At 59.2% G+C, this 22,007-nt stretch carries 16 protein-coding genes and 3 pseudogenes; 8 read left to right on the forward strand and 11 right to left on the reverse strand.

Annotated features, from left to right (window positions below; translation table 11 throughout):
• Window positions 1-125 precede the first annotated feature (125 nt).
• Window positions 126-761, reverse strand: a pseudogene (locus tag QZM67_RS26150) (alkene reductase); the annotation flags it as partial.
• A 132-nt stretch (window positions 762-893) separates the two neighbouring features.
• Between QZM67_RS26150 and QZM67_RS26155 the strand changes: the two are divergent.
• Window positions 894-1,523 carry a TetR/AcrR family transcriptional regulator gene (locus tag QZM67_RS26155; RefSeq protein ID WP_124597593.1) on the forward strand — a complete coding sequence of 210 codons (630 nt, stop codon included), beginning with the start codon at window positions 894-896 and terminating at the stop codon, window positions 1,521-1,523.
• Between the two features lie 85 nt (window positions 1,524-1,608).
• On the opposite strand, the gene QZM67_RS26160 is transcribed toward QZM67_RS26155, so the two are convergent.
• The 4 genes and pseudogenes from QZM67_RS26160 to QZM67_RS26175 all read right to left on the reverse strand — a co-directional run bounded on the left by QZM67_RS26160 (window position 1,609) and on the right by QZM67_RS26175 (window position 4,807).
• Complete coding sequence (locus QZM67_RS26160) at window positions 1,609-1,785, reverse strand: hypothetical protein (protein WP_301807764.1); 177 nt, start codon at window positions 1,783-1,785, stop codon at window positions 1,609-1,611.
• 161 nt (window positions 1,786-1,946) lie between these two features.
• A complete protein-coding gene (locus QZM67_RS26165) occupies window positions 1,947-2,936 on the reverse strand; it encodes an alpha/beta fold hydrolase (RefSeq protein ID WP_301807767.1) in 990 nt (329 codons plus the stop codon).
• Between the two features lie 65 nt (window positions 2,937-3,001).
• A pseudogene (locus QZM67_RS26170) lies at window positions 3,002-3,177 on the reverse strand (NADH oxidase); the annotation flags it as partial.
• Window positions 3,155-4,807: a GMC family oxidoreductase gene (locus QZM67_RS26175; protein WP_301807770.1), complete on the reverse strand. Its 1,653-nt coding sequence runs from the start codon at window positions 4,805-4,807 to the stop codon at window positions 3,155-3,157. The gene QZM67_RS26175 and the pseudogene QZM67_RS26170, both read right to left, overlap by 23 nt.
• A 793-nt stretch (window positions 4,808-5,600) precedes the next feature.
• Here QZM67_RS26175 and QZM67_RS26180 point away from each other — a divergent pair.
• Complete coding sequence (locus tag QZM67_RS26180) at window positions 5,601-6,260, forward strand: winged helix-turn-helix transcriptional regulator (RefSeq protein WP_301807773.1); 660 nt, start codon at window positions 5,601-5,603, stop codon at window positions 6,258-6,260.
• 1,710 nt (window positions 6,261-7,970) lie between these two features.
• Window positions 7,971-8,699, forward strand: coding sequence for an OmpW family protein (locus QZM67_RS26185; protein WP_301807776.1), 729 nt, complete (start codon window positions 7,971-7,973; stop codon window positions 8,697-8,699).
• Between the two features lie 185 nt (window positions 8,700-8,884).
• On the opposite strand, the pseudogene QZM67_RS26190 reads toward QZM67_RS26185, so the two are convergent.
• Window positions 8,885-9,635 (reverse strand): annotated as a pseudogene (locus QZM67_RS26190) (IS5 family transposase).
• 511 nt (window positions 9,636-10,146) lie between these two features.
• On the opposite strand from QZM67_RS26190, the gene QZM67_RS26195 reads away from it, so the two are divergent.
• Window positions 10,147-10,980 carry a DUF932 domain-containing protein gene (locus tag QZM67_RS26195; RefSeq protein ID WP_301807779.1) on the forward strand — a complete coding sequence of 278 codons (834 nt, stop codon included), beginning with the start codon at window positions 10,147-10,149 and terminating at the stop codon, window positions 10,978-10,980.
• Between the two features lie 129 nt (window positions 10,981-11,109).
• The gene (locus QZM67_RS26200; protein ID WP_301807781.1) at window positions 11,110-13,299 is read left to right on the forward strand and encodes a ParB/Srx family N-terminal domain-containing protein; all 2,190 of its coding nucleotides are present in this window, start codon (window positions 11,110-11,112) and stop codon (window positions 13,297-13,299) included.
• Window positions 13,300-13,344: 45 nt separating this feature from the next.
• On the opposite strand, the gene QZM67_RS26205 is transcribed toward QZM67_RS26200, so the two are convergent.
• The 4 genes from QZM67_RS26205 to QZM67_RS26220 form a co-directional block, all read right to left on the reverse strand.
• Window positions 13,345-14,076, reverse strand: coding sequence for a hypothetical protein (locus QZM67_RS26205; RefSeq protein WP_301807785.1), 732 nt, complete (start codon window positions 14,074-14,076; stop codon window positions 13,345-13,347).
• Window positions 14,066-14,773, reverse strand: a complete 708-nt coding sequence (locus tag QZM67_RS26210; protein WP_301807786.1) for a protein mobD — start codon at window positions 14,771-14,773, stop codon at window positions 14,066-14,068. The genes QZM67_RS26205 and QZM67_RS26210 overlap by 11 nt, the downstream gene beginning before the upstream one ends.
• Window positions 14,774-14,782: 9 nt before the next feature.
• Window positions 14,783-15,244: a hypothetical protein gene (locus QZM67_RS26215; RefSeq protein ID WP_301807789.1), complete on the reverse strand. Its 462-nt coding sequence runs from the start codon at window positions 15,242-15,244 to the stop codon at window positions 14,783-14,785.
• 1,054 nt (window positions 15,245-16,298) lie between these two features.
• Window positions 16,299-16,619 carry a helix-turn-helix domain-containing protein gene (locus QZM67_RS26220; protein ID WP_124674252.1) on the reverse strand — a complete coding sequence of 107 codons (321 nt, stop codon included), beginning with the start codon at window positions 16,617-16,619 and terminating at the stop codon, window positions 16,299-16,301.
• A gap of 138 nt (window positions 16,620-16,757) precedes the next feature.
• On the opposite strand from QZM67_RS26220, the gene QZM67_RS26225 reads away from it, so the two are divergent.
• From QZM67_RS26225 to QZM67_RS26235, 3 genes are all read left to right on the forward strand, one after another.
• Window positions 16,758-17,153: a hypothetical protein gene (locus QZM67_RS26225; protein WP_301807795.1), complete on the forward strand. Its 396-nt coding sequence runs from the start codon at window positions 16,758-16,760 to the stop codon at window positions 17,151-17,153.
• A gap of 68 nt (window positions 17,154-17,221) precedes the next feature.
• Window positions 17,222-17,686, forward strand: a complete 465-nt coding sequence (locus QZM67_RS26230) for a hypothetical protein (RefSeq protein ID WP_301807797.1) — start codon at window positions 17,222-17,224, stop codon at window positions 17,684-17,686.
• A 595-nt stretch (window positions 17,687-18,281) separates the two neighbouring features.
• Window positions 18,282-20,012 carry a P-loop NTPase fold protein gene (locus tag QZM67_RS26235; protein WP_301807799.1) on the forward strand — a complete coding sequence of 577 codons (1,731 nt, stop codon included), beginning with the start codon at window positions 18,282-18,284 and terminating at the stop codon, window positions 20,010-20,012.
• A gap of 268 nt (window positions 20,013-20,280) precedes the next feature.
• Here the strand turns inward: QZM67_RS26235 and QZM67_RS26240 are convergent, their stop codons facing one another.
• A complete protein-coding gene (locus QZM67_RS26240; protein ID WP_301807802.1) occupies window positions 20,281-21,900 on the reverse strand; it encodes a methyl-accepting chemotaxis protein in 1,620 nt (539 codons plus the stop codon).
• Between the last annotated feature and the right edge of the window lie 107 nt (window positions 21,901-22,007).

Genomic DNA, 22,007 nt, shown 5'->3' on the forward strand with positions numbered 1-22,007 from the left:
CTTGGCAGACACGAGACTCTCCCTTGGGCGTCGTTTGTGCAAGATGCCTGAGGGAGACCCCCACCGCTACATCACGCAAGCTGCTCAAAACGCCCCGAATTCCCATCGATTTACGTGCTCACGCTCACCTCGAGCAGCAGGCGCGCACGGTTTTCGATCGAACCGCCGTAGTCGTCGGTGCGATGGTTGGCCCCGTCCTTGATGAACTGCTCCAGCAGATATCCGTTGGCGCCGTGAATTTCCACTCCGTCGAAACCAGCGGTAATAGCGTTGGCGGCAGCCTGTCGAAAATCGTTCACGATGCCCGGCAGCTCGGCGAGTTCCAGGGCGCGTGGTTCGGACACGTCGGCAAATCCGTTGTTGACGAAAGTCTTCGTCTCGGCGCGGATAGCGGAAGGTGCGACCGGCGCCGTACCGCCAGGTTGCAAGTCAGTGTGCGAGACGCGGCCTACATGCCAAAGCTGTACGAAGATGCGTCCACCCTTGGCATGTACGGCATCCGTGACCTTACGCCAGCCAGAGATCTGCTCGGGCGTGTACAGGCCGGGGGTGTCCTGATAGCCCTGGGCCTGAGCCGAAACCTGGGTGGCTTCGGTGATGATCAGCCCGGCCGAGGCGCGCTGGGCGTAGTAGGTCGCGGCATGCTCGCTGGGCACCAACCCGGCTCCTGCACGATTGCGGGTCAGCGGTGCCATGACGATGCGATTGGTGAGCGTCAGGCTACCGAGGGCGTACGGCTCGAAAAGCGATTTCTCTGACATGTTGTTCCAGCGTTCGGTGTTGGGAATGACTCAATGATGATGGTCATAATCCAACATGTCAAGACTTTGATGACGACCGACATCAATGTATAGTCGGACTTCATACAGAAACTCGTCCACGGAAGAGGAAAAGTGAAGGTCACTAAGGCACAGGCCCAGGCCAATCGGGCCCACGTTGTTGAAACTGCGTCCACCCTATTCAGGGAGCGCGGCTATGATGGGGTCGGAGTAGCCGATCTGATGGGTGCAGCTGGTTTTACCCACGGCGGCTTCTACAAGCAATTCCGCTCGAAGGCCGATCTGATCGCGGAGTCGGCAGCCTGCGGCATGGCGCAGACCGTTGCGCTATCGGCTGGGGTCGACACATCGGAGTTTGTGCGACTGTATCTCGCGCGCGAGCACCGGGACTCGCGCGGAACCGGCTGCACGATGGCTGCGCTGGGCGGAGATGCCGCGCGTCAATCCGAAGCAGTCCGCGCCACATTCGCGGACGGCATCGAAAGACTGCTGGCGGCGCTGTGCCAAGAGCGTGGTTCGTCGGACGGTGCAGCCTCGGCGGAGGCGCGAGCCAACTGCCTCGACATCATGGCGCATGCGGTCGGCGCCATTGTGTTGTCGCGCGCGTGCCCGGATGATTCCCGACTGGCCGACGAAATCCTAACGGTATGCCGCGACAAGATCCTAGCGACCCTGGGGCCGTCGGCGGCAGCATGCGAACCGGCGCACGATCATGGTAACGACAGCTCAGCTAAGCAAAAGTGACATGGGGCACCGATGGCCCCTTACTGGACGGTGTTGCATTTCAAGGAATGGGGACTTTCAACCACCGATACACGTGCGGGGCCGACTACCGTTCTTGTCTTTGATCATTCGGCTCCAAACCGTCCATGACCCACGCATGGATAGCCGTTAACGTTCCGAGGTCGAGATCCCTGGGATCGGTCGCACCGAAATATTGAACCCATTTTTTGAATATATCGGCCTGCCCCACGGCAGACGTGCTACTACGAAAAGTATCGGTCATGATGGAATCCTTATGATTCTTGATGTTCGAAAATGACAGACTGACACCATGCTCGGCGCGAATCGGGAAACTAGCCGTCTGCTGCGTCAAACTTGCCGTTCTTCCCACTACGCAAGCCTGCTTAGGAGGATCGAGCGCCCTTGCGGGCGCCACCTTCAAACTTATTCGCCAAGGAACGCGAGCGCTTTTGGCACGAAGTCCGCGTAGAACTGAAACACACCACCATGGCCCGAATCAGGGTAGATGATGAGCGTGCTGTTCGGCAGGCGCCGCGCCAAATCCTCGGAGTTCTTGCTTGGAACCATCCGATCGCTATCGCCGTTGACAACTAACACTGGGTTCTGCACAACCGAGAGGTTCTGTGGCTCTTTCTGCCCCCATGCGCGAATCGCCTTCAATTGAGCCCCAAAAGCGGTCAGGGAGATTTTTTTGTCTCGGTTTTCCGAACGCTCCTTCAAACGCGCCAGAAACGCCTTTCCTGCTTCGATACCATTTGGTGTCCGGGTGAAGAATAAGTACTGCTTCGGATCCTGGCCAGTGAGGAACCCTCGAAGCATGTCGTAGAGGGTAACGCTGGTCACTGCACTGATGCCCTCCCCGCCGGCAGGCCCCGTTCCCGCGAGAATAATTTTTCGGACGAGTTCGGGCTGCTTCAACACGAGTTCCTGTGCAACCATGCCGCCCATCGAAAAGCCAAAAAGATCTACCTTCTTGTACCCCATGGCCTTGATAAAGCTAATGGCATCATCAGCCATCTGATCAATCGAATCGGATGGCGAGCCACTGGAGGCTCCGACACCACGATTGTCGAACGTGACCACATGATGCTCCGCAGCGAGGCCGTCCACCACTCGAGGGTCCCAATTGTCTAGCACGGCAGCCAAGTGAGTAAGGAAGATCACCGGTGTACCACCATGTTCCTTCCCGAGCTCCCGATACGCGAAGTCCACACCTCCTGCAGTGATGGTCTGCGTCGGCACGTCCTTCCAATTGACATCGAGTTCCTGTTTTTGTATCGGTATGCTGATCTTCTCGCTATCTGACGATACCTCACCTGCCCGAACTGGCGAGGAAATGAGAGTTGCGGCCAGGGCTAGTCCGATGACACCTGACTTCAGTAGATGGCGCATTGCATTGATCTCCATGATCATTCTTCGACGACGCTAATAGTGGAAAAATCGTGTCAGCGGTCAAGCCCGCTTGTACTTAGTGCGACACCTGAAGCTGCCCAGCGCCGGTACAGTTCGGCGAGTCTGGGCGTCACATGGTTGTCGTACCTACCCAGTGCCTCACTTAGGGCAACTTGGTGAGCCGGTTGCTGTACACGCTGCCATTGGGCAGGCTCAAGGGCCGGTTCAACGGGATGCCGTTAGTTGTAAGCGGACTGGCCATAGGAGACACTCGAAAGATGGGGAACGTGCGACGACTTCGCAGGAATGTGGGACATCGCGTGCTCGGTCAGCGCCGTGATAGTGAGACTCGGATTCACACCAAGGTTGGCACTGAGCATCGAGCCGTCACAGATCAGAAAATTTTGATAACCGAAGACGCGGTTCTGAGCGTCCATCACCCCGCGCTCGGGCGAGTCCGCCATTGCGCATCCGCCCATACAATGCGCCGTCGTTGGAATGTTGAATAGAATTTCCGTCAGCAACGTCGTTGGGATGCCGCCCAGGGCCCTCGCCCCCTTTTCAACAAAGTTGTTGGCTTCAGGGATGAAGGTAGGGATCGGGCCACCTTCAGTGCACAACTGCTTGCCAAACGGCCAATACCAGCGACGCTTGAACTGCATGTTGATAAAGGCGTCCACCGTCTGCATTACAACGAACAGTATTGTCTGGCGTGCAAATCCGAAGGGGTTGTGCACACGTATTGCTTTCACCGGATGTGTTGCCAGCGTCCATAGCCAGGTAAAAATCCGCGTCCACCCGGCACGCCCGCCAGATAGTAAGGTCATCATCAGACCTGTAGCGTCCGAACCTTCCGGATAACGCACCGCGCCGATGTGCGTCCGTTCGTCGATATAGACGCCGGCACCACCGGCTACGCCGGGCGACATGCTCTTGTCTTTGGCCGGAAAGCGCACACCGACGAGAGACTCGGCATTTGTGCGCACGCGCTTGCCGAGGTCATCACTGATGCGCGGCAGGGAGCCGCTCTGCTTAAGGCGGAACAACAATTCCATCGTGCCCAATGAGGACGCGGCAAATATCACCCCGCGGCAGCGGAAACTGCGTCGTTGCTTATTGAACCATGTGGTCGAGCACTCAGTGAAGACTTCGTAGCCGTTGCTCCCGTCTTCCTTACCGTCGAGTGGGCGCACGTCCACCACCCTGGTTTCGGCAAAAACCCGCGCCCCACGCTTTTCGGCAAAATAGAGATAATTTTTGTCAAGCGTATTCTTGGCGTTGTGCTTACAACCCACCATACAGCCACCGCAACCGACACATGTCCCGCGCTCCGGACCTTCGCCGCCGAAGTAGGGATCGGCATAGGTTTTGCCGCCAGCCTCACCGTTTGGTGCAAAGAAAGTTGCCACACGGCCGTTGTGAAACGTATCGCCTACGCCCTGCAATTCCGCCATCTTCTTGAGCCGAAAATCGGCCTCGCCCAGAATTCGGTTCTCGGTCACCCCGAGCATTCGTTCAGCCATGGCGTAGTACTGGGGCATGACACCCTTCCAGTCCTTCAGGCCCGCCCACGAACCCTCGTCCCACACTCTTTCGGGCGGTACCAGTAAGGCGTTCGCGTATGTGATGGAACCACCACCGACTGCGTTTCCGCTCAAGACCATGACGTGGCGGAACAGCCGCATGTTGTAGAAGCCGAACATCTTCAGACCAGGTCGCCACATCCAGCGCCTCGCGTCCCAGTTGGTCTTAGGAAAATCTTCAGCTGTCCAACGCCGCCCCATCTCCATCACACCAACCGAATAGCCCTTTTCAGTGAGACGGCAGGCGGACACGCTACCACCGAACCCTGAACCGATGACGATATAGTCAAAATCATATGAAGTACTCATCTGGAGCACCTCGAGCCTTCTCTAGTCCGGCTCTCTACACCCATATTGGCGAATAGCACGTTCATGGTTTGTCTCCGTTTCCTGGTTCTAGTAGTCTTCAGCAGCGTAGTCGACGAAGGACCGCGATCCAAAACGATCTCGTGGGGATAGATCCGCACGAATGAATTCAGCGTCTCCCGTCATTCAGGTATCCGTACCGATAAGAGAAGACCCCGTTCAGTCCGCCAACCGTCACACCGCGTTAGCTTGGGCGCAGTATCGGACCGCCGCCGACCGGGGCGAAAGGCACAAATTCGGGACCGACGTTACGACCACCGACAACACTATACGCTTGGTATAGCACAGTGACTATACAAACAATATAGTAGAATGTGTAGTGCGCGCTCAGAACCCCGAGACTGGAGAAAACGCATGGGTCCGGTTACGACGCAGACATCGCGAGACCTCAAGGTCGCGCTGCCGTTCGATCAGACCGCCCCGCGTGCCATGGCGTCTCTGCGCGAGAAGGCGCGACAACGAATACCCCTTTTGCTGCGGCAGCGATCGCGCGGCCAGTCATCGCCTTCTGGGACGACCCGACGTGTGCGCCGGGTGTGTTGCCCCGAGGAGATTCAGGACGTGACTCAACGGATACCCAACGCAGCGGCAGATTTGCGATGGCAAGGCACGCCTTGTCTGGAAAATTTTCCCTACGGATGCTGGTGTCCGCAAGGCCGTCCGTCAATTTCCCGTCTGAGCCGTGACCATCACCTTCCAACCGGCTTTGCTTAAGCAGGGCCTTGTACAATGTGACATGCCAAACAAAACCTACGGTCAACTTTGCCCAATGGCCCGGGCATTAGACGTCCTCGGCGATCGTTGGACGCTTCTCGTGATCCGCGAACTCTTGCTGGGCCCGAAGCGGTTCAAGGATCTGCTAGCGATCTTACCGGCCATGGGTGCAAACCGGCTGTCCGAGCGCTTGGCCATGCTGGTAGAGAACGATGTCATCCAACCGACCACGTTGCCAACATCCGCCGCTACGCCAGCTTATGAACTGACGGAAATGGGCGAACAACTGCGCAAGCCTGTGATTGCACTCGGGCTCTGGGGTCTGCGCCTGCCGCTCGATGAGCGCATCGATCCGTCCACGGCCCGTGCGGAACTCATCGCACTGTGCTTGACGGGGTCGAGCGATCCCGCCGCGAGCGCCGGCTTACAAACTTTGTATGAGTTCCATGTGGGCGCGGAGATTTTCCATGTCCCGGTGAACCACGGAAAGGTGCTGATCCGTTCCGGCCCCAGCACAGAGCCTCCCGACGTCAAGATACAGTGCGACATGGGGACATTCATGGCTCTGGCTTTGCGCGAAGTCACTCCTACGCACGCACTCCGCGAAGGGCGCGTATCCCTCCTGCAAGGAAGCAAGCAGGCGTTCACACAGGTATTCAAGATTCTCGAATACAAGCCCTGATGTCTTGCCGAAGTTCGGCTGAGACTCACAAATATCCAAAACTTCAGATACCTATAAACCCCGGCCGCACCATTTGCGCTGCCTGCATCATCGCGCAACGAACCTGGCTTGCCATGTAAGCAAGCTTGGTTGGCAACCGATGCGAGAAGACGCGCCATGAAGGCAACGGCCCAGAAATCTTTGGGTTCAAACGAGTTCCCTGGCCGACCAGTATCTGCTTACAGTCGATGCTCCCGCGAAAGTCGACCGAACTGCGACGCATCCCGACTGGTTCCGTCGCTTCTCGGCGAGCGCTCGGCCCCACTAATACCCTCACGCCTCGATAATCGGAGGCATGAGTCCCGCCCTCAGTCTCAGTCACGATCCGTCTCAGGTCAGGACCTCCCCAGTCGTACCGCGGAACAGCACGGTCGATGGGCGTCATGGATGGTGCTACGCAATCGCAAGAATTGCACGTTCACGGAGCCGAGTCAGCCTCGCTCAGGACGTCAACAACCCTGGGCATCTGGCGCTGGCACGCAGTGCGTTCGGCAGCCGTCTTGATCATCAGAATCAGGAGACTCGGCGACAATCTATCCGGCCGGATTGACTGCGTCACTCTTTCGAGCGTTCCGCCTCGAGCCGGACAGTTGTGGTTTTCACCAACTATACATTTTATATAGTTCAAATACTATACGAATCATATACTCATGGAGGTTGCCAGTGTTATCAGACGAGCACCGATACGCCGCACACATGGGAACATCATGTGGATCCGACACTGCCAAGGAGGTGCCCTCCATTCATCCAACTTCTGAGTATGCACCATGCGTACCCTAGCCTTGCTCGGGAAAGTCACGTCGGTTCAGCGTCTGCGCCGGACGGGCGGTAGCGCGCTCCGAATCTGGGTCCGTAAGGCGCTAATGAATACGGCGCTGAGCACCCACGACTACCACACAGCACTGATACGCCTCCAACAGTTTCGGCGTTGGTCGAGATCGGGTGTGGGATTACCTGTCACGCGGAGCGAGATATCCAACCAACGTGCTGCGGGCACACGTAGCAAAGGGTCGATCGAGAATGAAGCGGACCTCCTAGTAGGATGACATCGGGTTGCGATTGCCAGTCAGCGTGCGGTACTCCAGAGGCAGTCCGCTCATGGTGACAAGCAGTCGTCGGTTTGCCTGAGCCCCGGTGGTCCCTCTCCTTCTGAAATTCGGAGGAGTGACTGCATGTCCATGTACCTCTACGCGCCACACAAAACGGTTACGGCCGAGATTGAGGCCGCGCCTATAGCTGCCCACGCTGCGCGGCTATGTGGATGTGCCTTTCTGTCGCGACAACGACCCAGAAAGTTTTTTGGCGCGTCGCGCGATTTGATTTTCAAAGAAGCCAGTATAGATACTCAATTATTCAGTGCGTAAAATAGTTGCATAAACGCGAGCGGCGACCACACCAATTGCTAAATCGGTAGAAAACGTACTTGCAAATCCCTCTCTAAATTTCATATGCATATCGACACCGTGCCGCCAACCAATATAAATAATTCGGATTCCTATTTTATTAATTAATAAATATAAATTGCGAAATTTACGCTAGGCCGACCTTCGATCGATCTATTTCTGAAGATCGCAACGTGACGGAATTCGTTCAGCAGCGTAATCACGGCCCGTATCCAGTTGATTTACCGCTTCACTTTATCACCTTGACCGTACAGTCGGAGGAGACAGGATGTTGAAGAAACAAGTTTTGGCGGTTGCTGCCGCGTTGCTAACGTGCACGGCAGCCCAGGCACAAAAAGCCGGAGATCTCGTTGCGAACTTAGGTTGGTTCCATCTCGCACCACTGGACTCCAGTGACCCACTGAAAGTCCATGCTCTCGGAACCAGCATTACTGCAGCGGGCACTGGCACGTCGGTTGATAACGCTGATACGCTCGGATTCGCCACTACATACTTCATTACCGACCACATCGCGGCTGCGGCCGTAGGCGGTATTCCGCCAAAATTTCGGCTAAGCGGCACCGGGTCGCTCAGCGCTCTCGGGCGCGCAGGGGCGGCGTATGAATGGAGCCCGACAATATTGTTGAAATACTACTTCAACGATGCCACGAGCAACCTTCGACCGTACCTTGCGGGAGGAGCCGCCTATGTCTGGTTTAGTGACGTGAAACTTGAGCCCGTGGCATCTAGTGGCGCACTTTTATACTCCCCGAGGCTCGGAGCTGCGCTTGAGGGACCGACCACCGTCAAGTTGAGCCGCTCGCTCGCGCCCATAGTTAATGCAGGCTTGACCTACAACATCAACCAACACTGGTCGATTGATGCCTCGCTTTCGTATATGTGGTTGTCCGTCCGGGCAACGCTGACAACACAGTCGAAAGTAGGCATCGTAACCAGCAATGCAAAGCTAAAAGTCAATCCCATAATTTCGTTCGTATCTGTTGGATACAGATTCTAACGCTCGCTCTATCAATCTGAAGCATATGTTCAGGCCGTCGGTGCGGCCGCCGGCCGCAATGTCATGGCGACGGCGTTAAACCTAGGCAGCTTTGGCGGTTTCTTCCTCGGCGGACTGACTTTGGCAGGCAAGAGCATCCGGACGGCGTTCTAAGAAACGCTAACAGAATGACTTTGAAGGTACCGCTAGTAGATGATGCAAGCGGCGATTTTCATGAATGCCTCGTGTATAGCCGCGAGGCGTTCGAATCGGATGCGCAAGTGGCTGAAGTTGTGCAGCCATGCAAAGGTGCGCTCGACGACCCAGCGGGTTTTTCCGAGGCCACTGCCATGCGTCTCGCCTCGACGGGCGATCTGCGTAGCGATGCCGACGGCATGCAGCGGCTTGCGATATTCGTCGCGATCGTAGCCGCAATCGGCCTGGATGACCGCAGGCTTTGACAGTGGCCGCCCCCGCTTGCCGCGAATGTGCGATATGGCCTCGACGAGGGGCAGCAGTTGCGGACGTCGTTGCGGTTGGCGCCCGTAAGGATCAGCGCGAGCGGGATGCCCTGCGCTTCGGTCACGAGGTGGTGCTTGGAACCGGGTCGTGCCCGATTGGTGAAATTGGGTCCTGCTTTTGACCCGATCCCGCTGCACGAATGGAGGACGAATCGATGACTATACAGGACCCGTCGATACGATCGGCTGCTCGAAGCTTGGCCAGCAGTACCTGCTGCAGCCGGTCCCAGCCGACCGGTTGCCAGTCGCGCAGTCTGCGCCAACAGCTCATGCGAGCCACAGCCCATCTCCTGCGGAAGCATCTCCCAGGGAGTACCGGACTGCAGTACGAATAGGATGCCGGTCAGCACGGCCGATCGTCGAGCGGCTTGCGTTCGGGGTATCGTGTCCGGCGCGGCTTCGGTGGCGGCAACAGCGGTTGGATCAGTGACCACAGTTAGTCACCGAGTATCGGTTTTGCCATGGTCTTCTCGTCAGAGAAACGGTTAGCGAAGCACGCGATGGGCTTGCAGCCCCCGCAATTCATTTTGTTAGAGCTTCTAGGCCACACCCGGCAAATCGAGCACGCATAGCCAAAGTTATCGCTGCGTGCGCCTCGGCTGTGCCTGCTGAACATTCTTTGAGCGATATCTCTCGTACGCCGCTCCTCAGAACCCGGTCAACTCGTGGCATGGCATGCACGCGACTCCCGGCTTCCCGCCCTTGACCCGCGACCGTAGCCGATCGCGGGCAGGCATCAAGGGGCGCGGGACCGTGTTGCCCGCACCCCTCCCTCGCTTTTTTCCTTGACACCTGCCCGCGATCGGCTCCTCCAGTCGCACGGGCGGGAACCCGGGAGCCTGGCGGCAGCAAAGCCAACCCCGAGTTCCACCGGAAGGTATCCAGCCGCAACGGCAAGGCACACCTTCTCGCCCGGTTCAGGTCCTCAACCTTGACTGGAGAACGCCATGCAACTCGCTTCCTCATTCCACTACAGCGCCCCGATGCTGCGCGCGGATGCTCCGCTGTCGGACGATCAGATTCGCCGCGTCGCCCCGTCGATCTTCGCAGACGGCAAGCACGAAAGCCGTTCGGAACGCTACACCTACATTCCCACCATCGACGTGCTGCGCGGCCTTCGGAACGAAGGCTTTCAGCCGTTCATGATCTGTCAGACCCGCGTACGTGACTCTGGCAAGCGCGAATTCACCAAGCACATGCTCCGACTACGCCATGCCGACCAGATCACCGGCGAGGAAGCCGACGAAATCGTGCTGTTGAACTCGCACGACGGCACCAGCAGCTATCAGATGCTTGCCGGCACATTCCGCTTTGTCTGTCAGAACGGCATGGTCGCCGGCGAGAACATCGCCGATATCCGCGTGCCGCACAAAGGCAACGTGGTGCAAAACGTGATCAATGGCGCGTTCGACGTACTCGACGGTTTCGATCTGATCCGCGAACAGAAAGACGGCATGCGCTCTGTAACGCTCGACCGCGACGAACAGCATGCGTTCGCCCGCTCCGCACTCGCGCTCCGCTACGACCAGACCGATGCCGACGCACCGGCACCCGTCAGCGAAAGCCAGTTGCTCGCCCCGCGCCGTTTCGAGGACCGCCGCGACGACCTCTGGACCGTCTTTAACCGTGTGCAGGAGAACCTGACCAAGGGTGGCCTGCACGGCCGGTCCCGCTCGGGCCGCACGATGTCTACACGCCCAATCACCGGCATCGACCAGAACGTGAAGCTCAACCGCGCACTGTGGATGCTCGCGGATGCCATGCGCCAGTTGAAGGTGTAACGGCTTCGGGGCGGCGCACTTGCGTCGCCCTGCTGTCCGGCTTTGCGCCATGACGCCCGTCGGGTCACGTCCTGACGCATCCGCCCCTTACTGGCCCGGCATCTTCTTTCCTACTCTCAGGAGTCGATCATGCAAGCCCAATCTGTTGAAACCTCCATCGCCGCCGTTGGCGCTACGGAATTATCCGCAATGCTCGAAACAAACTTCGGCAACGAACGACCGATCGTGACCGTGCCGTATGCCAGCCTGCAACGCTCGCCGCTGAACGTGCGCACGAAGCCGCCATCCGGCATCGCCGGACTCGCGGCCAACGTCCGCGCCAAAGGGTTGCTGCAAAACCTCGTGGTCCATGAGATCAAGGGGGCACGCGGGAAGCACCGAAAATACGGCGTCTGCGCGGGCCAGCGGCGCGAAGCCGCGCTCGATCTATTGTTCGAGCAGAGGCACATCGCCGCCGACTATCCGGTCCCGGTGCGCATCGTCAGCGAAGGTGAAGCGCTCGCCATTTCGCTGATCGAGAACAGCGAACGCGAAGGACTCGATCCGTTCGACGTGCTGCGTGCCTATCGGATGCTGGCTGAGGAAGGCCGCAGCATCGACTACATTGCGGCTCTTTTTTCCGCCTCGCCACTCACCATCAAACGGCGCATGAAGCTCGCCAATGTGTCGCCCAAGCTGCTGGCACTGCTGCGCGAAGATGCCATCACGCTCGACCAGCTTGCCGCGCTTGCGCTGGCGGACGATCACGACGCGCAGGAACACCTGTGGTTCGACGCCAACGAGTGGCAGCGTCAGCCGCATTATCTGCGGCAGGCGATCACGCATGCCGAGATCGATGCGAGTCGCAGCCGCCTCGTGTGCTTCGTCGGCCTTGACGCGTACGAGGCAGCGGGCGGCTATGTGCGTCGCGACCTGTTCAGCGACGACGAGCACGCGGGCTATATTGCCGATGCCGAACTGCTACAGCGCCTCGCCGCGCAGAAACTCGATACAGCCGCAGACACGGTGCGCGCCGAAGGCTGGGGCTGGGTCGAAACGCGCATCGAGCGCGACATGCTTGAACTGAACCGTTACGGCCGACTGCGTCCGAGTCAGCGCCTGTATACCGACGACGAGCAGCGCGAACTCGATACGCTCACTGCACAGCACGGCGAACTGACCGACAAGCTCGACGCGCTATCGGAGGACGACGAAGGCGCCTACGAGGAAGCAGAACGCCTCGACGCTGAAATCGACGAGGTGGAAGCCGCGATCCACGCGTTCGAGAATCGCACCGTCGCGTGGGACGCGCCGCAGATGGCGGAAGCCGGTGCGTTCGTGATCGTCGGCCCGCAGGGCGCACTCGTCATCGAACGCGACCTCGTTCGACGCGAGAACAGCGCGGCGCTCGATGCGGCTGGCGCAACTGTGACCGGTACCCCCGAAGCCGATGGCCCGGATACCAAAGAGGCTTCGGCCAAGGCCAAACCCGTTCATAGTGCAACGCTGTGCCAGCGGCTGACCGCACATCGCACCGCCGCCATCCACGCGGAACTGGTCGCACAGCCCACCGTGGCACTCGCGGCCCTGTTGCAACATTTGATTCCGCAAGCGCTACCCGAGCATTGCGGCCACGCCTGCGCGCCGCGCTATCTGACGCTCTCGGGAAACAACAATCGCGATAGTCTTCTGCGCGCGGCGGACGACCTACCGGTCAGCCCGGCGTGGAACACCATCGAGACGCAGCGAACGCGCTGGATTGGCGAGTTGCCGACGAACCGAACCGATCTGCTGCCGTGGTTGCTTGGGCAGGATGCGCATTCAACGCTGCTCGACCTCCTCGCGTTCTGCACCGGTACCCTGCTCGACGGGATCGCGCCATCAGAGGCGCCACATGCAATCAACGCGCTGGCCGACGCAGTGAATCTCGACATGGCCCGCTATTGGACGCCAACGAGCACGGCGTACTTCGACCATGTCAGCAAGGCACGCATCGCGGAAGTCGTGTCCGGCGCGGTCTCTCCCAAGGTCGCGGCCGATCTCGGCAAGATGAAAAAAGGTGACGCCGCGGCCGCCGCGGAACTGCGCCTCACGAAGATCGCATGGCTGCCGGAAATCCTCACCGCCCGCGAAGTTCCGGCGTCACCCTCACGGGCCGTCCGTGACGACAACGATGACGAGGACGCTGAGGCTGATGAGGACCCCGAGAATGACGGCAACCGCATCAACCATACGTCGCCCGATGCCGAGCCGTCCGCCGGAACCACCGAACCGCCGCCGTGGCCCTTCCCAACTACCGAGTCGGTAGCCGCTGCCCAAACTGGCCCGGACGTTGCGTAACGACCGATCCTGTCCACGGACGCGACACCGTAGACGGCAGTGCGCTCACGACCTGCCGTCTACCGACCTGCCCTGCACCGCTTGACCCACCACACCCGACGGGTGGCGCCCCCACCGTCCGTCCATCCAACCGCCCGCGACGAGCACGATCAAGCAGAGGACGACTGCGCCGGACAGCCATAGGCCGCGCATGGCACGCGCAAAACGTCGCTCCATCGCCGTCGACATCTCCTCCACCCGCGCCGCCGCTACGTCCACTGCACGCCCGAATCTGTCGACCACCTCGTCCAGCCGTTTCTGCTGATCGCGCCCCGAAACTGCCACTGCACCAATGAGCCGATTGCCCGCCGAGTGTGCAACCTGAGCGGTCAGCCGTGCGCTGAGCGTCGTGAGGAACGCCTCATTGAGGTTTGCCAGCGCTTCCCGGTACCGTGCTTCATGTTCCTGTATCAGCTTTTCAGCCAACGTGATTGTCGCCTTGCACCGCTCCAGCGCGTCGCGGTGCTGCTGCATCAACGCATCATTTGCGCCGCCGACTTCCCGCCGAGTCGCTTCGAGACTACCCTCGCTCGCCCATCGAATGCGCTCCGGCATCGCCTCGTACAGGCGCGCGTAGTACTCGAGCACCGCGATAATCGACCAGAGCGCATCGTTGTCCTGCAGATTCAGGGCACCCGCAACCCGGCGCATACGGGCCAGGCTCGCCTCGTCCGGAACCTCGCCGAACACCTCCTGGAACAGCCGGATCAGTGGCTCGACTGGCCGTCTACGGCTCATCGCCCGTTCCGGCGTTGTCCATCATCGTCGAGAACATCGTGTCGCATAACGCTCGCCAGCGCAGCAACTCCGCCCGTTCGCCGATGTGCATCGTTTCCGACGCGGCACGAATCGACATCCGCTGACTGCGCAGCTCATCCGCGACGCGATCCGCCAGATCCGGGAAGTCGAGGGTGCATCCGCGTGATTCAACCGTTTTGCGAAGCTGCGAAGCCTGATACAGCGCGAACTTGTCCGGCGTACCGAAATGGCCGTTTCGCACGACATGGATCGTTGCATCGGGAAATGTCGGACTGAACGCGCGCAGCAGTTCGAGACTGTCGCGCTGCCGATTGATCACCCAGAGTACGACGAGTTCGCGCCGCAGTTCGCCGAGCGTACTGGCCAGTGTCGCGCCAAACCGCACGACACCCGTCTGGCTGCGCGCCGCCGTGTTGACGACGATCGCCGCGTCCCGGCGCTCGTCGCAGAAATTGACCAGGCCGATCCAGCCTTCTGCTTCGTCCAGACTATAGGCAATGCACGGTACCTCATCCTGAATCGCTTTCATCACGTCGGGATTGGATGTATCGGTTTCCACGAGCGCGATCGGGTGATCGCGGCGCTGAAGGTAGTCGGCCAGCGCGAGCGAAATAAAGCTCTTGCCGACACCGCCCTTACTGCCGCCCACCAGATAGATCGGGTATGTCGTCGCCATATGCGTCCTCTACAGGTTCTCGGTGTCCGGCGCGACCGTGAATGAGAACGCGTCCTGAATCACCATGGACCCCGGTTTCGTTGTCGCTCGCCTGTTATCCTGGCGATCGCGATTCTCTACGTGGTCAACGCTCGATTTCGCTCGCTTCGGCTTCCTGACTTGCAGTGACGCAGTAGGCTGGCCCGCCGGGACGGCCCTTTCCGCACGCCCGGCCTTCTGATCTTTCGCAACCCGTCGCATCGCGTAGCGCAATGTGCTGGCGCTGATGTCGACGCCCTCTTCCGCCAGTTGCCGAACGATTTCTTCGAACGTGTAGCCCTTCTGTTGCGCGCCATTGATATGCGGCCGCATCGCGCTTACCGCGTCACGCACAGTGACGTGATGCTCGTTCGCAGGCTTCAATGGCAACGCGTCGAGACGGCGAGCAACCGCGTCCCATTGCGCTTGGGTAAAGTGTTTTACGATCGGCATAATCCGCCTCGATACACTGCCTTGTTGCCATCTTGCTGATAGCAATGATGGCCGTCAATGCCCGAAAGCTAGCCGAGCCTTGCGTATCGGGCCGCATGGGAACGGGGCGGAATTGCACGGCATAACGAAATATTTTTCGTCGTCGCGCTGAGCCAACGCGAACTCGTGATCGACCATGCCTCAAGCAGCAAACTGCCGGTCGGAGTCGAACGTATCTGATCACCTGAGCGACGGTCGACGAACAAACCGGCGTATTTGGCAGATGCTATTTTCCCTGCTTTCGCGCCGATGCGTACTCGTCGAGTTTGCATTCCGACTGATTCAGTCACGTGTTGTGTCCGTCGGTTTTGTTGCGTCGTCTGCAAATGACACGATCGTTCTTCTTGCTCGTAGCACTTGGTTTTCCTACGTCACGTGGTCGCTCGATTGACATGACGCAGCCCGTGTCGTCCGTTGCTTATTTGGTTACATCCGGATCGTCTTGTTGCGCGAGACGTGCACCCTTCCGGTGTGCTACGAACGCGTCTTTTTGCAACCGCAGCTCCATCTTTCTGCATGAACTTACTAGATCGCGCGCTGCAATTGACGAACGACGAGATAAAAGCACGAAAGAAACGAAACTGCAGGATAGGCTTGCGCCGGTTTTGGGCGCCGTGTCCGCAATCGCGCGGTACATCGGCAATACGGCAGAACGACCTGGTGGTTGCGAAGCGTGAGCGGGATCTTGCGAGACGTAACACGAGGCCCGACCAGAGGACATAAGCGGCTGATGCAAAACGCGACTGAACATGTCGGGCGATGGGAAACCGCCGTACGCTGCACGCGCGTCATGTCTACGCAACGAGTGTAGTAGGCAGCGATCAGCCGACAGCTCACACACCGATGACGTCGGGATCACGCACTACTTCGCCGCGACGAACTCTACGACTACTTCTCGACGATAGTGCGTTTCGATCGCGCGACTTGATGCAATCAAACGACAAGGGGAAGCGTGGCGTCGGCGGAATACATTCCCGAGACGTTAGTGTCCCTGAGGAAAAACTCAGTGGCACTCCTATTGTGGCGGAGACTCAGCAATGGCCTCGATCAGCGTCAAAATCGCCTCTCGTCTGCGCGCGTCGAGCGCCCGAAACCCAGATACGATCCGCTGCTCGTCGGGACTCTCTAGGCGCGCGCCTTCCTCGCCGGTCAGAACATAACAAATGTCCACGCCCGCAGCAGCGATCGCACTCAGGTAATCGGAGTTGGGTCGCCTCATCCCTTTTTCGTACTGAAATTGCGCGTGTTTCTGGACCCCACCGAGCGTTGCCAGCTCGGTCTGATTCAGTCCCAAACGCAATCGTTCCCTTTTCAAGCGTGCCTCGAAATCATCCATTTGATATTCTTTCCCCTTGACAATATATCAAACGACTCTAAACTGAGCTTCAGAGGTATCCGATTGCTAGCGTATCGCACCTCGGCGGGGACATACGCCTGTCCCTCGCTGACCGCGATTCCTTGATGCGGAGGCTATATGTCATTCACCTATGAAATCTGCGGTGCCTTGTCCGTCCTGGACAACTTCCGGCACTACCATGCGCAGCAGTTCGCCCAAACGATTGCCGACCCTGCCGACATTTACTTCGCGACAGATGCCGTCACGCATTCGCTCGTGATCCGCATTCGCGGCGTACTGAACGACGACGAAGCGGAGATCGTCGAGAACGCACTTGGGGAATTCTCCCAGAAATGGGCACGGACCGGCAGTATCTTCAGACGAGTGCGCTACGGAGAGCAGTCGTGTGTGCCACTCGGCCTCGCCCTGCACGTGGAGTTGCTCAACGAACTCGCCGATGAGCACGTCCAGTTGGAGGCCTTTCTCCAACGTCAGGCGCGGATTCTCGAGAAATTTCGACCGGTGGCGAGCTAGAGGGCGGGAGCACTGACATCCCAGCGCTATCCATCGTGCTGGACAAATCCAATCCCCGGAGTTTCAAAATGGAAGAACCAGCCCTGTACGTCCTGAGCGGCGCGCTCGCCGTGCAAGACGATTTTGAGGACGAGCAACTCGATAGGGTATCTCGCCATTTGGGAGGCATCGCCTCCGTTTACCTCCGGCACGACGAGGTCGCGCATGCCGTTTCGCTTCGCGTTTCCGGCATGCTAATGCGCGACGACGTGCGCTACATTGAGCAGCGCGTCGAACGATTCGCCGAGGAAAACGCCCGCGCCGCCACAATTCTCGTAAGCGAGTGGAACGGCGAGACGAGCGAACTGGTTGTGGGCATGAACTGGGACGCCCAATGCCTGATCCGGCTTGGCGCGGTACAGGAACAACTTGCGAGGCTCACGGAACGATATTTCGACTTTCTGCTGCGACTCGAACCGCCTGACTCTACCGCTCGCGGCACCCCGCTAATGTGCGTCTCCATCGACATTGAAGACAAGCTGGCGAGACGATAGTCGACCTGACGTTACTGCGTTTATCTCGCATTCATACGCCGCATCTCGCCTCGGTCGTGCAACGTTCGACTGTTGAATCGCCGCCGTCTTCAACGGACCGCCAGCACACTGCGCACTCTTCTTTTTCAGCGTGAGCGCATGCGTGAATGACTCAACCGGATCTCGGCCGCACAGAGCCCCCGTGCCTGTCTCGAAACATAGCGGCCGTTTATCCTGAGACCGCCCGTCACCATTTGCCCCTTAACCGGTTAAGCGCCTTCAGCCGGAAAGCTCCGGTTCTTCGGGTTGCTTTCGGGCCGAAACGTCACTGATACGACGATGCGGCGTTCCAGAGCGACGCAACGAATGCTGTGTGGGGCTTTACCCGATCACAACGGCGTCGCACGGCCATTTGCTGCCGGTCGAGAGCGGCAGCTTCGGAGCGGCCCATAAACTCGCGGTGGCCCGGTGCTGACTTAGAATTGCGATATGACGACGCGTTCTCCTCGAATCTCGAACAATCTTCACAGGAGCTGGCTGGTCGAGTGCGCCAGTGATGCAACCCAAACGTCGTACTGACGGGACCGCCTGCTGGATTCAGCATCGAATAAGGCAAATGACGATCGAACAATCTAAAACGCAGTTGATCTCGCTCATCGACAACGCCGACCTAAAAGTCATCGCGCTGACAGGCGCATGGGGCACCGGCAAAACCCACCTCTGGAACGAGATTCGCAAAGAGTCGCAGGACCCGATTGTCGAAGGCGCGCGCTACGTGTCCCTCTTCGGCTTGAAAGATATCAATCAGCTCAAGCTCAAGGTGGTCCAAAGCGCGCTCCCTGTAGGCGGTGAGAGCAGCTCGTTGACAGAAGGTCTGATGAAGACTTGGAAGATCAGCGTCGACGCCTTGAAGAAGGTCCACGAGGGGTTTTCGGCGCTCGACGAGCTTGCGCTGGTAGCGGTTCCTGTCGCCTTGCGCAACCGATTCGTAGTCGTCGACGACATCGAGCGCAAGCACGCCTCGTTGTCAGTTGACGAGGTCCTGGGCTTCGTCGACGAATACTCTCAGAATTTTGGTACGCGATTCCTCTTGATTCTCAACTCGGACCAGTTCTCCGCGCCGACCGATAGCGCGCTCTGGGCGGCGTTCCGAGAGAAGGTGATCGAAGAAGAACTTCGTTTCACGCCGACACCTGGGGAGGCGTTTGACATCGCGGTTCCGGACTTGAATAGCCCTTACCGTGCGACGGCCAGGACTGCGGTGGATGCGTGCGGGATCACCAATATCCGGGTCATCCGCCAGGCTTACCGTCTTGTGGCTCGGCTCCTCGGTGCGACTGGGGACATGCCTCTCGCGATACAGGCACGAACTGTTCCCTCGATTGTGCTCATATCTGCTCTTGCAAACAAAGCCATCAAGGACGGGCCAACTCTGGAGTATGTCGCCGGCTACAACCGAGGTCCTAGCGACTTTATTAGCCGCTACCTCGGGCGGGAAGGCGATGCGTCAAAGGAGAAAACCGAGGACTCAACGCCAGCCGCATGGAAAGTTCTGCTGTCAAAGCTAGGGATCAATTCTTCGGACGAATTTGAAGAACTGGTTGTCGCCTTCGTTTGCGACGGAAGGCACGACGCAAAGGCGATCGAGGCCATCGTCCAAGGCTACCAACACAACGAGAATCGCACCGAATCTAGAAATCTCGCGTATGCATTCACTGAACGTTTCAATTGGGACGTCACAGACTGCGACGACGATCTCGTAGCTGATGCGGTCAAGCTCATCGACAGAGTCGCCGACCTTGATGCCTACACTGTCACGGCGCTCGGAAAACAAATGGCCGATCTACCTGACGGTGCCAAACTTGAAGAAGCTTTGATTGATGGTTGGTTGGCTCACTTCGCGACCATCGCCGACAAGGCCGAATTCGGCGAATCACCGTTCCGTCAGTCGCTGCACCCAAAACTTAAGGCAGCAATCGACGATGCGCGCGATGCTCGAATTCACAGTGCGACTGTCGTCGATGCCATCAAGCACCTTCTTGAGAATGACGGATGGGGCCATCGGGAAGAAGCGGCGATGAGAGCGGCTACGATCGACGATTTCGAGACTGCGATGCGCACGTTGAAAGGTCGTGATTTCAAGCTTTTCGTACTCAAGAGTTTGGACATTCTCGAGCAGCACGAAATGTACGAGAAACACTTCGGCCAGGCTGGAATGAATTTCTTGGAAGCATGCCTGCGCATCGTCAGAGCCGAGAAAGAGAACCGTTTCGGACGGTTGCTGCGAACATTGTTCGCGGAGAGCAAAGTTCCAGCGCTTTTGGCCGAGGGCGGAATTGAAGCCTAGCCCCAGATGTAGACAGGTAGATAGCGGTCGACTGCAATGCAGCGGTACCAGGGCGACTGTCCCCGGCCCTCTAAGGGGCAGCCAACCTCCATCGAGAGCACGGGCCTGCGGCGACATCTTCTTCGTTGCTCGACTGTACGAGCGTCAGCTTCTGGGCGCCCAAACCCGTACTGCCGATGTCGGGTATGGGTCGCAAGGTGACAGTCCCAAAAGCCGCACGGACGTGCCATAGACCGCGAGATTCGCCGCGAGATTGCGGCGCCGGTCCTTACGCAAACACTGCGCGGTGTTGCGCCGAAGCCGGCGCGAGCGGTGCACCGCCGTTAGCGTCGACGTCGTTTACCTGAAACGCCGCAGCCGAGCGTTGCAGGCTCATCGCCTGCTCCTTCAGCGATTGCGCCGCTACTGCCGCCTGCTCGACGAGCGCCGCGTTCTGCTGCGTCATGCTGTCCATCTGCGTGACCGTGAGATTCACCTGATCGATGCCGGCGCTCTGTTCCGCAGCGGCCGCCGCGATCTCCTGCAGGACACCTGTCACACGCATGATCGCGTCGCGCGCTTCGTCGATCGTCGAGCCGGTGTTTTCGACCAGCGTCGCACCACTGCCGACGCTGCCCACCGCATGACCGATCAGCTCGCGAATTTCCTTCGCCGCGGTCGCGCTACGCTGAGCGAGGCTGCGCACCTCGCTCGCGACGACAGCGAAGCCGCGGCCCTGCTCGCCCGCGCGCGCCGCTTCGACCGCCGCATTCAGCGCGAGGATGTTGGTCTGAAACGCAATACCCTCGATCGTCGCGATGATCTCGACCATGCGGCCCGATTCGTTCGAGATACCCTTCATCGCCGCGATGGCCTGCGTGATCATGTCGCCGCCGCGATTCGCGATTTTCGTGGCGCCGGCCGCAAGCTCGCTGGCGGTGCGCGCGTTGTCCGCAGTCTGACGGACCATCGCCGTCATCTGCTCCATACTCGACGCAGTTTCCTGCAATGACGCCGCCTGGCTCTCGGTGCGCGACGACAGGTCCGCATTGCCGTTCGCGATCTCGTTCGCGCCGCACGCGACGTTGTCGGAAGCATGCTTGATCTGACAGATAGTGCTGGTCAGCGCGTCACGCATTCGCCGCATCACGTGCAGCAGGCTCGACGTGTCGCCGTCGCGCGTATGGATCGTAACGGTCAGGTCGCCCAATGCGATCGCTTCCGCCACATTCGCCGCATAGGCCGGATCGCCGCCGACCGTACATGCGATACTACGGTTCGTCACCGCGACGAGCGTCACGAGTACTGCTGACACTGCTAGGAAGATCCCGCCGATCAGCCACAGCGACGCCATGAACGCAGCGTCGATGTCATCGACATAGGCGCCGGTTGCAATGATCCAGTCCCAAGGCGCATAGCGCACCACGTAGCCGATCTTGCCGACCGCCTGCGCCGACACCGCGCCCGGATGCGGGAACACGTAGTCGACGAAGCCGCCGTCCGGCGCCTGTGCAGCCGACGCGAACGCCGCGTAGTGGTGACGACCGTCGGCATCCGCGCTGCCTGAAAGATCTTTGCCTTCGAGCGCCGGCTTGATCGGATGCATCACCATCTGCGGCTTCGAGTTGATCACGAGGAAATAGCCGTCTTCGCCGTAGCGGACGCCGCGCAGTCGTTCGAGTGCCTGCTTGCGGGCATCGGCCTCGGGCAGCGCGCCGCTTTGGGCCAGCACCGCATACTCCGTCACGATGCCGAGCCCGACGTGCGCGATGTTCGTGAGGTCGTGCTTACGTTCCTCGATCCGCGTCTCGCGCGACTGCCACGCCGCCGATACGGACACAGCGAGCAACGCGACGAGGCTGATGATCAGCGGCAACCACAGCTTCTGCTTAAAACTGAGCTTGTGCATCCCGAGTCCTTGAGCAAACGAGTGGAAACCGCGCAGGCCCATGCGAAGTGGCAGGTGAATGGGCGCATCGAATGGGGCCTGCTGGCTGTCCGGCGACCGTCCAGGTG

The sequence above is a fragment of the Burkholderia sp. AU45251 genome, from assembly GCF_030482905.1.
In the GTDB taxonomy this organism is placed as follows: domain Bacteria; phylum Pseudomonadota; class Gammaproteobacteria; order Burkholderiales; family Burkholderiaceae; genus Burkholderia; species Burkholderia aenigmatica.

What these genes read in the sequence shown, in the direction of transcription:
- QZM67_RS26230 (WP_301807797.1), top strand. Translation starts at nt 17,222, where the DNA reads ATGGAAGAACCAGCCCTGTACGTCCTGAGCGGCGCGCTCGCCGTGCAA.
- QZM67_RS26185 (WP_301807776.1), top strand. Translation starts at nt 7,971, where the DNA reads ATGTTGAAGAAACAAGTTTTGGCGGTTGCTGCCGCGTTGCTAACGTGC.
- QZM67_RS26180 (WP_301807773.1), top strand. Translation starts at nt 5,601, where the DNA reads ATGCCAAACAAAACCTACGGTCAACTTTGCCCAATGGCCCGGGCATTA.
- QZM67_RS26225 (WP_301807795.1), top strand. Translation starts at nt 16,758, where the DNA reads ATGTCATTCACCTATGAAATCTGCGGTGCCTTGTCCGTCCTGGACAAC.
- QZM67_RS26205 (WP_301807785.1), bottom strand. Translation starts at nt 14,076, where the DNA reads ATGAGCCGTAGACGGCCAGTCGAGCCACTGATCCGGCTGTTCCAGGAG.
- QZM67_RS26240 (WP_301807802.1), bottom strand. Translation starts at nt 21,900, where the DNA reads ATGCACAAGCTCAGTTTTAAGCAGAAGCTGTGGTTGCCGCTGATCATC.
- QZM67_RS26210 (WP_301807786.1), bottom strand. Translation starts at nt 14,773, where the DNA reads ATGGCGACGACATACCCGATCTATCTGGTGGGCGGCAGTAAGGGCGGT.
- QZM67_RS26160 (WP_301807764.1), bottom strand. Translation starts at nt 1,785, where the DNA reads ATGACCGATACTTTTCGTAGTAGCACGTCTGCCGTGGGGCAGGCCGAT.
- QZM67_RS26235 (WP_301807799.1), top strand. Translation starts at nt 18,282, where the DNA reads ATGACGATCGAACAATCTAAAACGCAGTTGATCTCGCTCATCGACAAC.
- QZM67_RS26200 (WP_301807781.1), top strand. Translation starts at nt 11,110, where the DNA reads ATGCAAGCCCAATCTGTTGAAACCTCCATCGCCGCCGTTGGCGCTACG.
- QZM67_RS26165 (WP_301807767.1), bottom strand. Translation starts at nt 2,936, where the DNA reads ATGATCATGGAGATCAATGCAATGCGCCATCTACTGAAGTCAGGTGTC.
- QZM67_RS26175 (WP_301807770.1), bottom strand. Translation starts at nt 4,807, where the DNA reads ATGAGTACTTCATATGATTTTGACTATATCGTCATCGGTTCAGGGTTC.
- QZM67_RS26195 (WP_301807779.1), top strand. Translation starts at nt 10,147, where the DNA reads ATGCAACTCGCTTCCTCATTCCACTACAGCGCCCCGATGCTGCGCGCG.
- QZM67_RS26215 (WP_301807789.1), bottom strand. Translation starts at nt 15,244, where the DNA reads ATGCCGATCGTAAAACACTTTACCCAAGCGCAATGGGACGCGGTTGCT.
- QZM67_RS26220 (WP_124674252.1), bottom strand. Translation starts at nt 16,619, where the DNA reads ATGGATGATTTCGAGGCACGCTTGAAAAGGGAACGATTGCGTTTGGGA.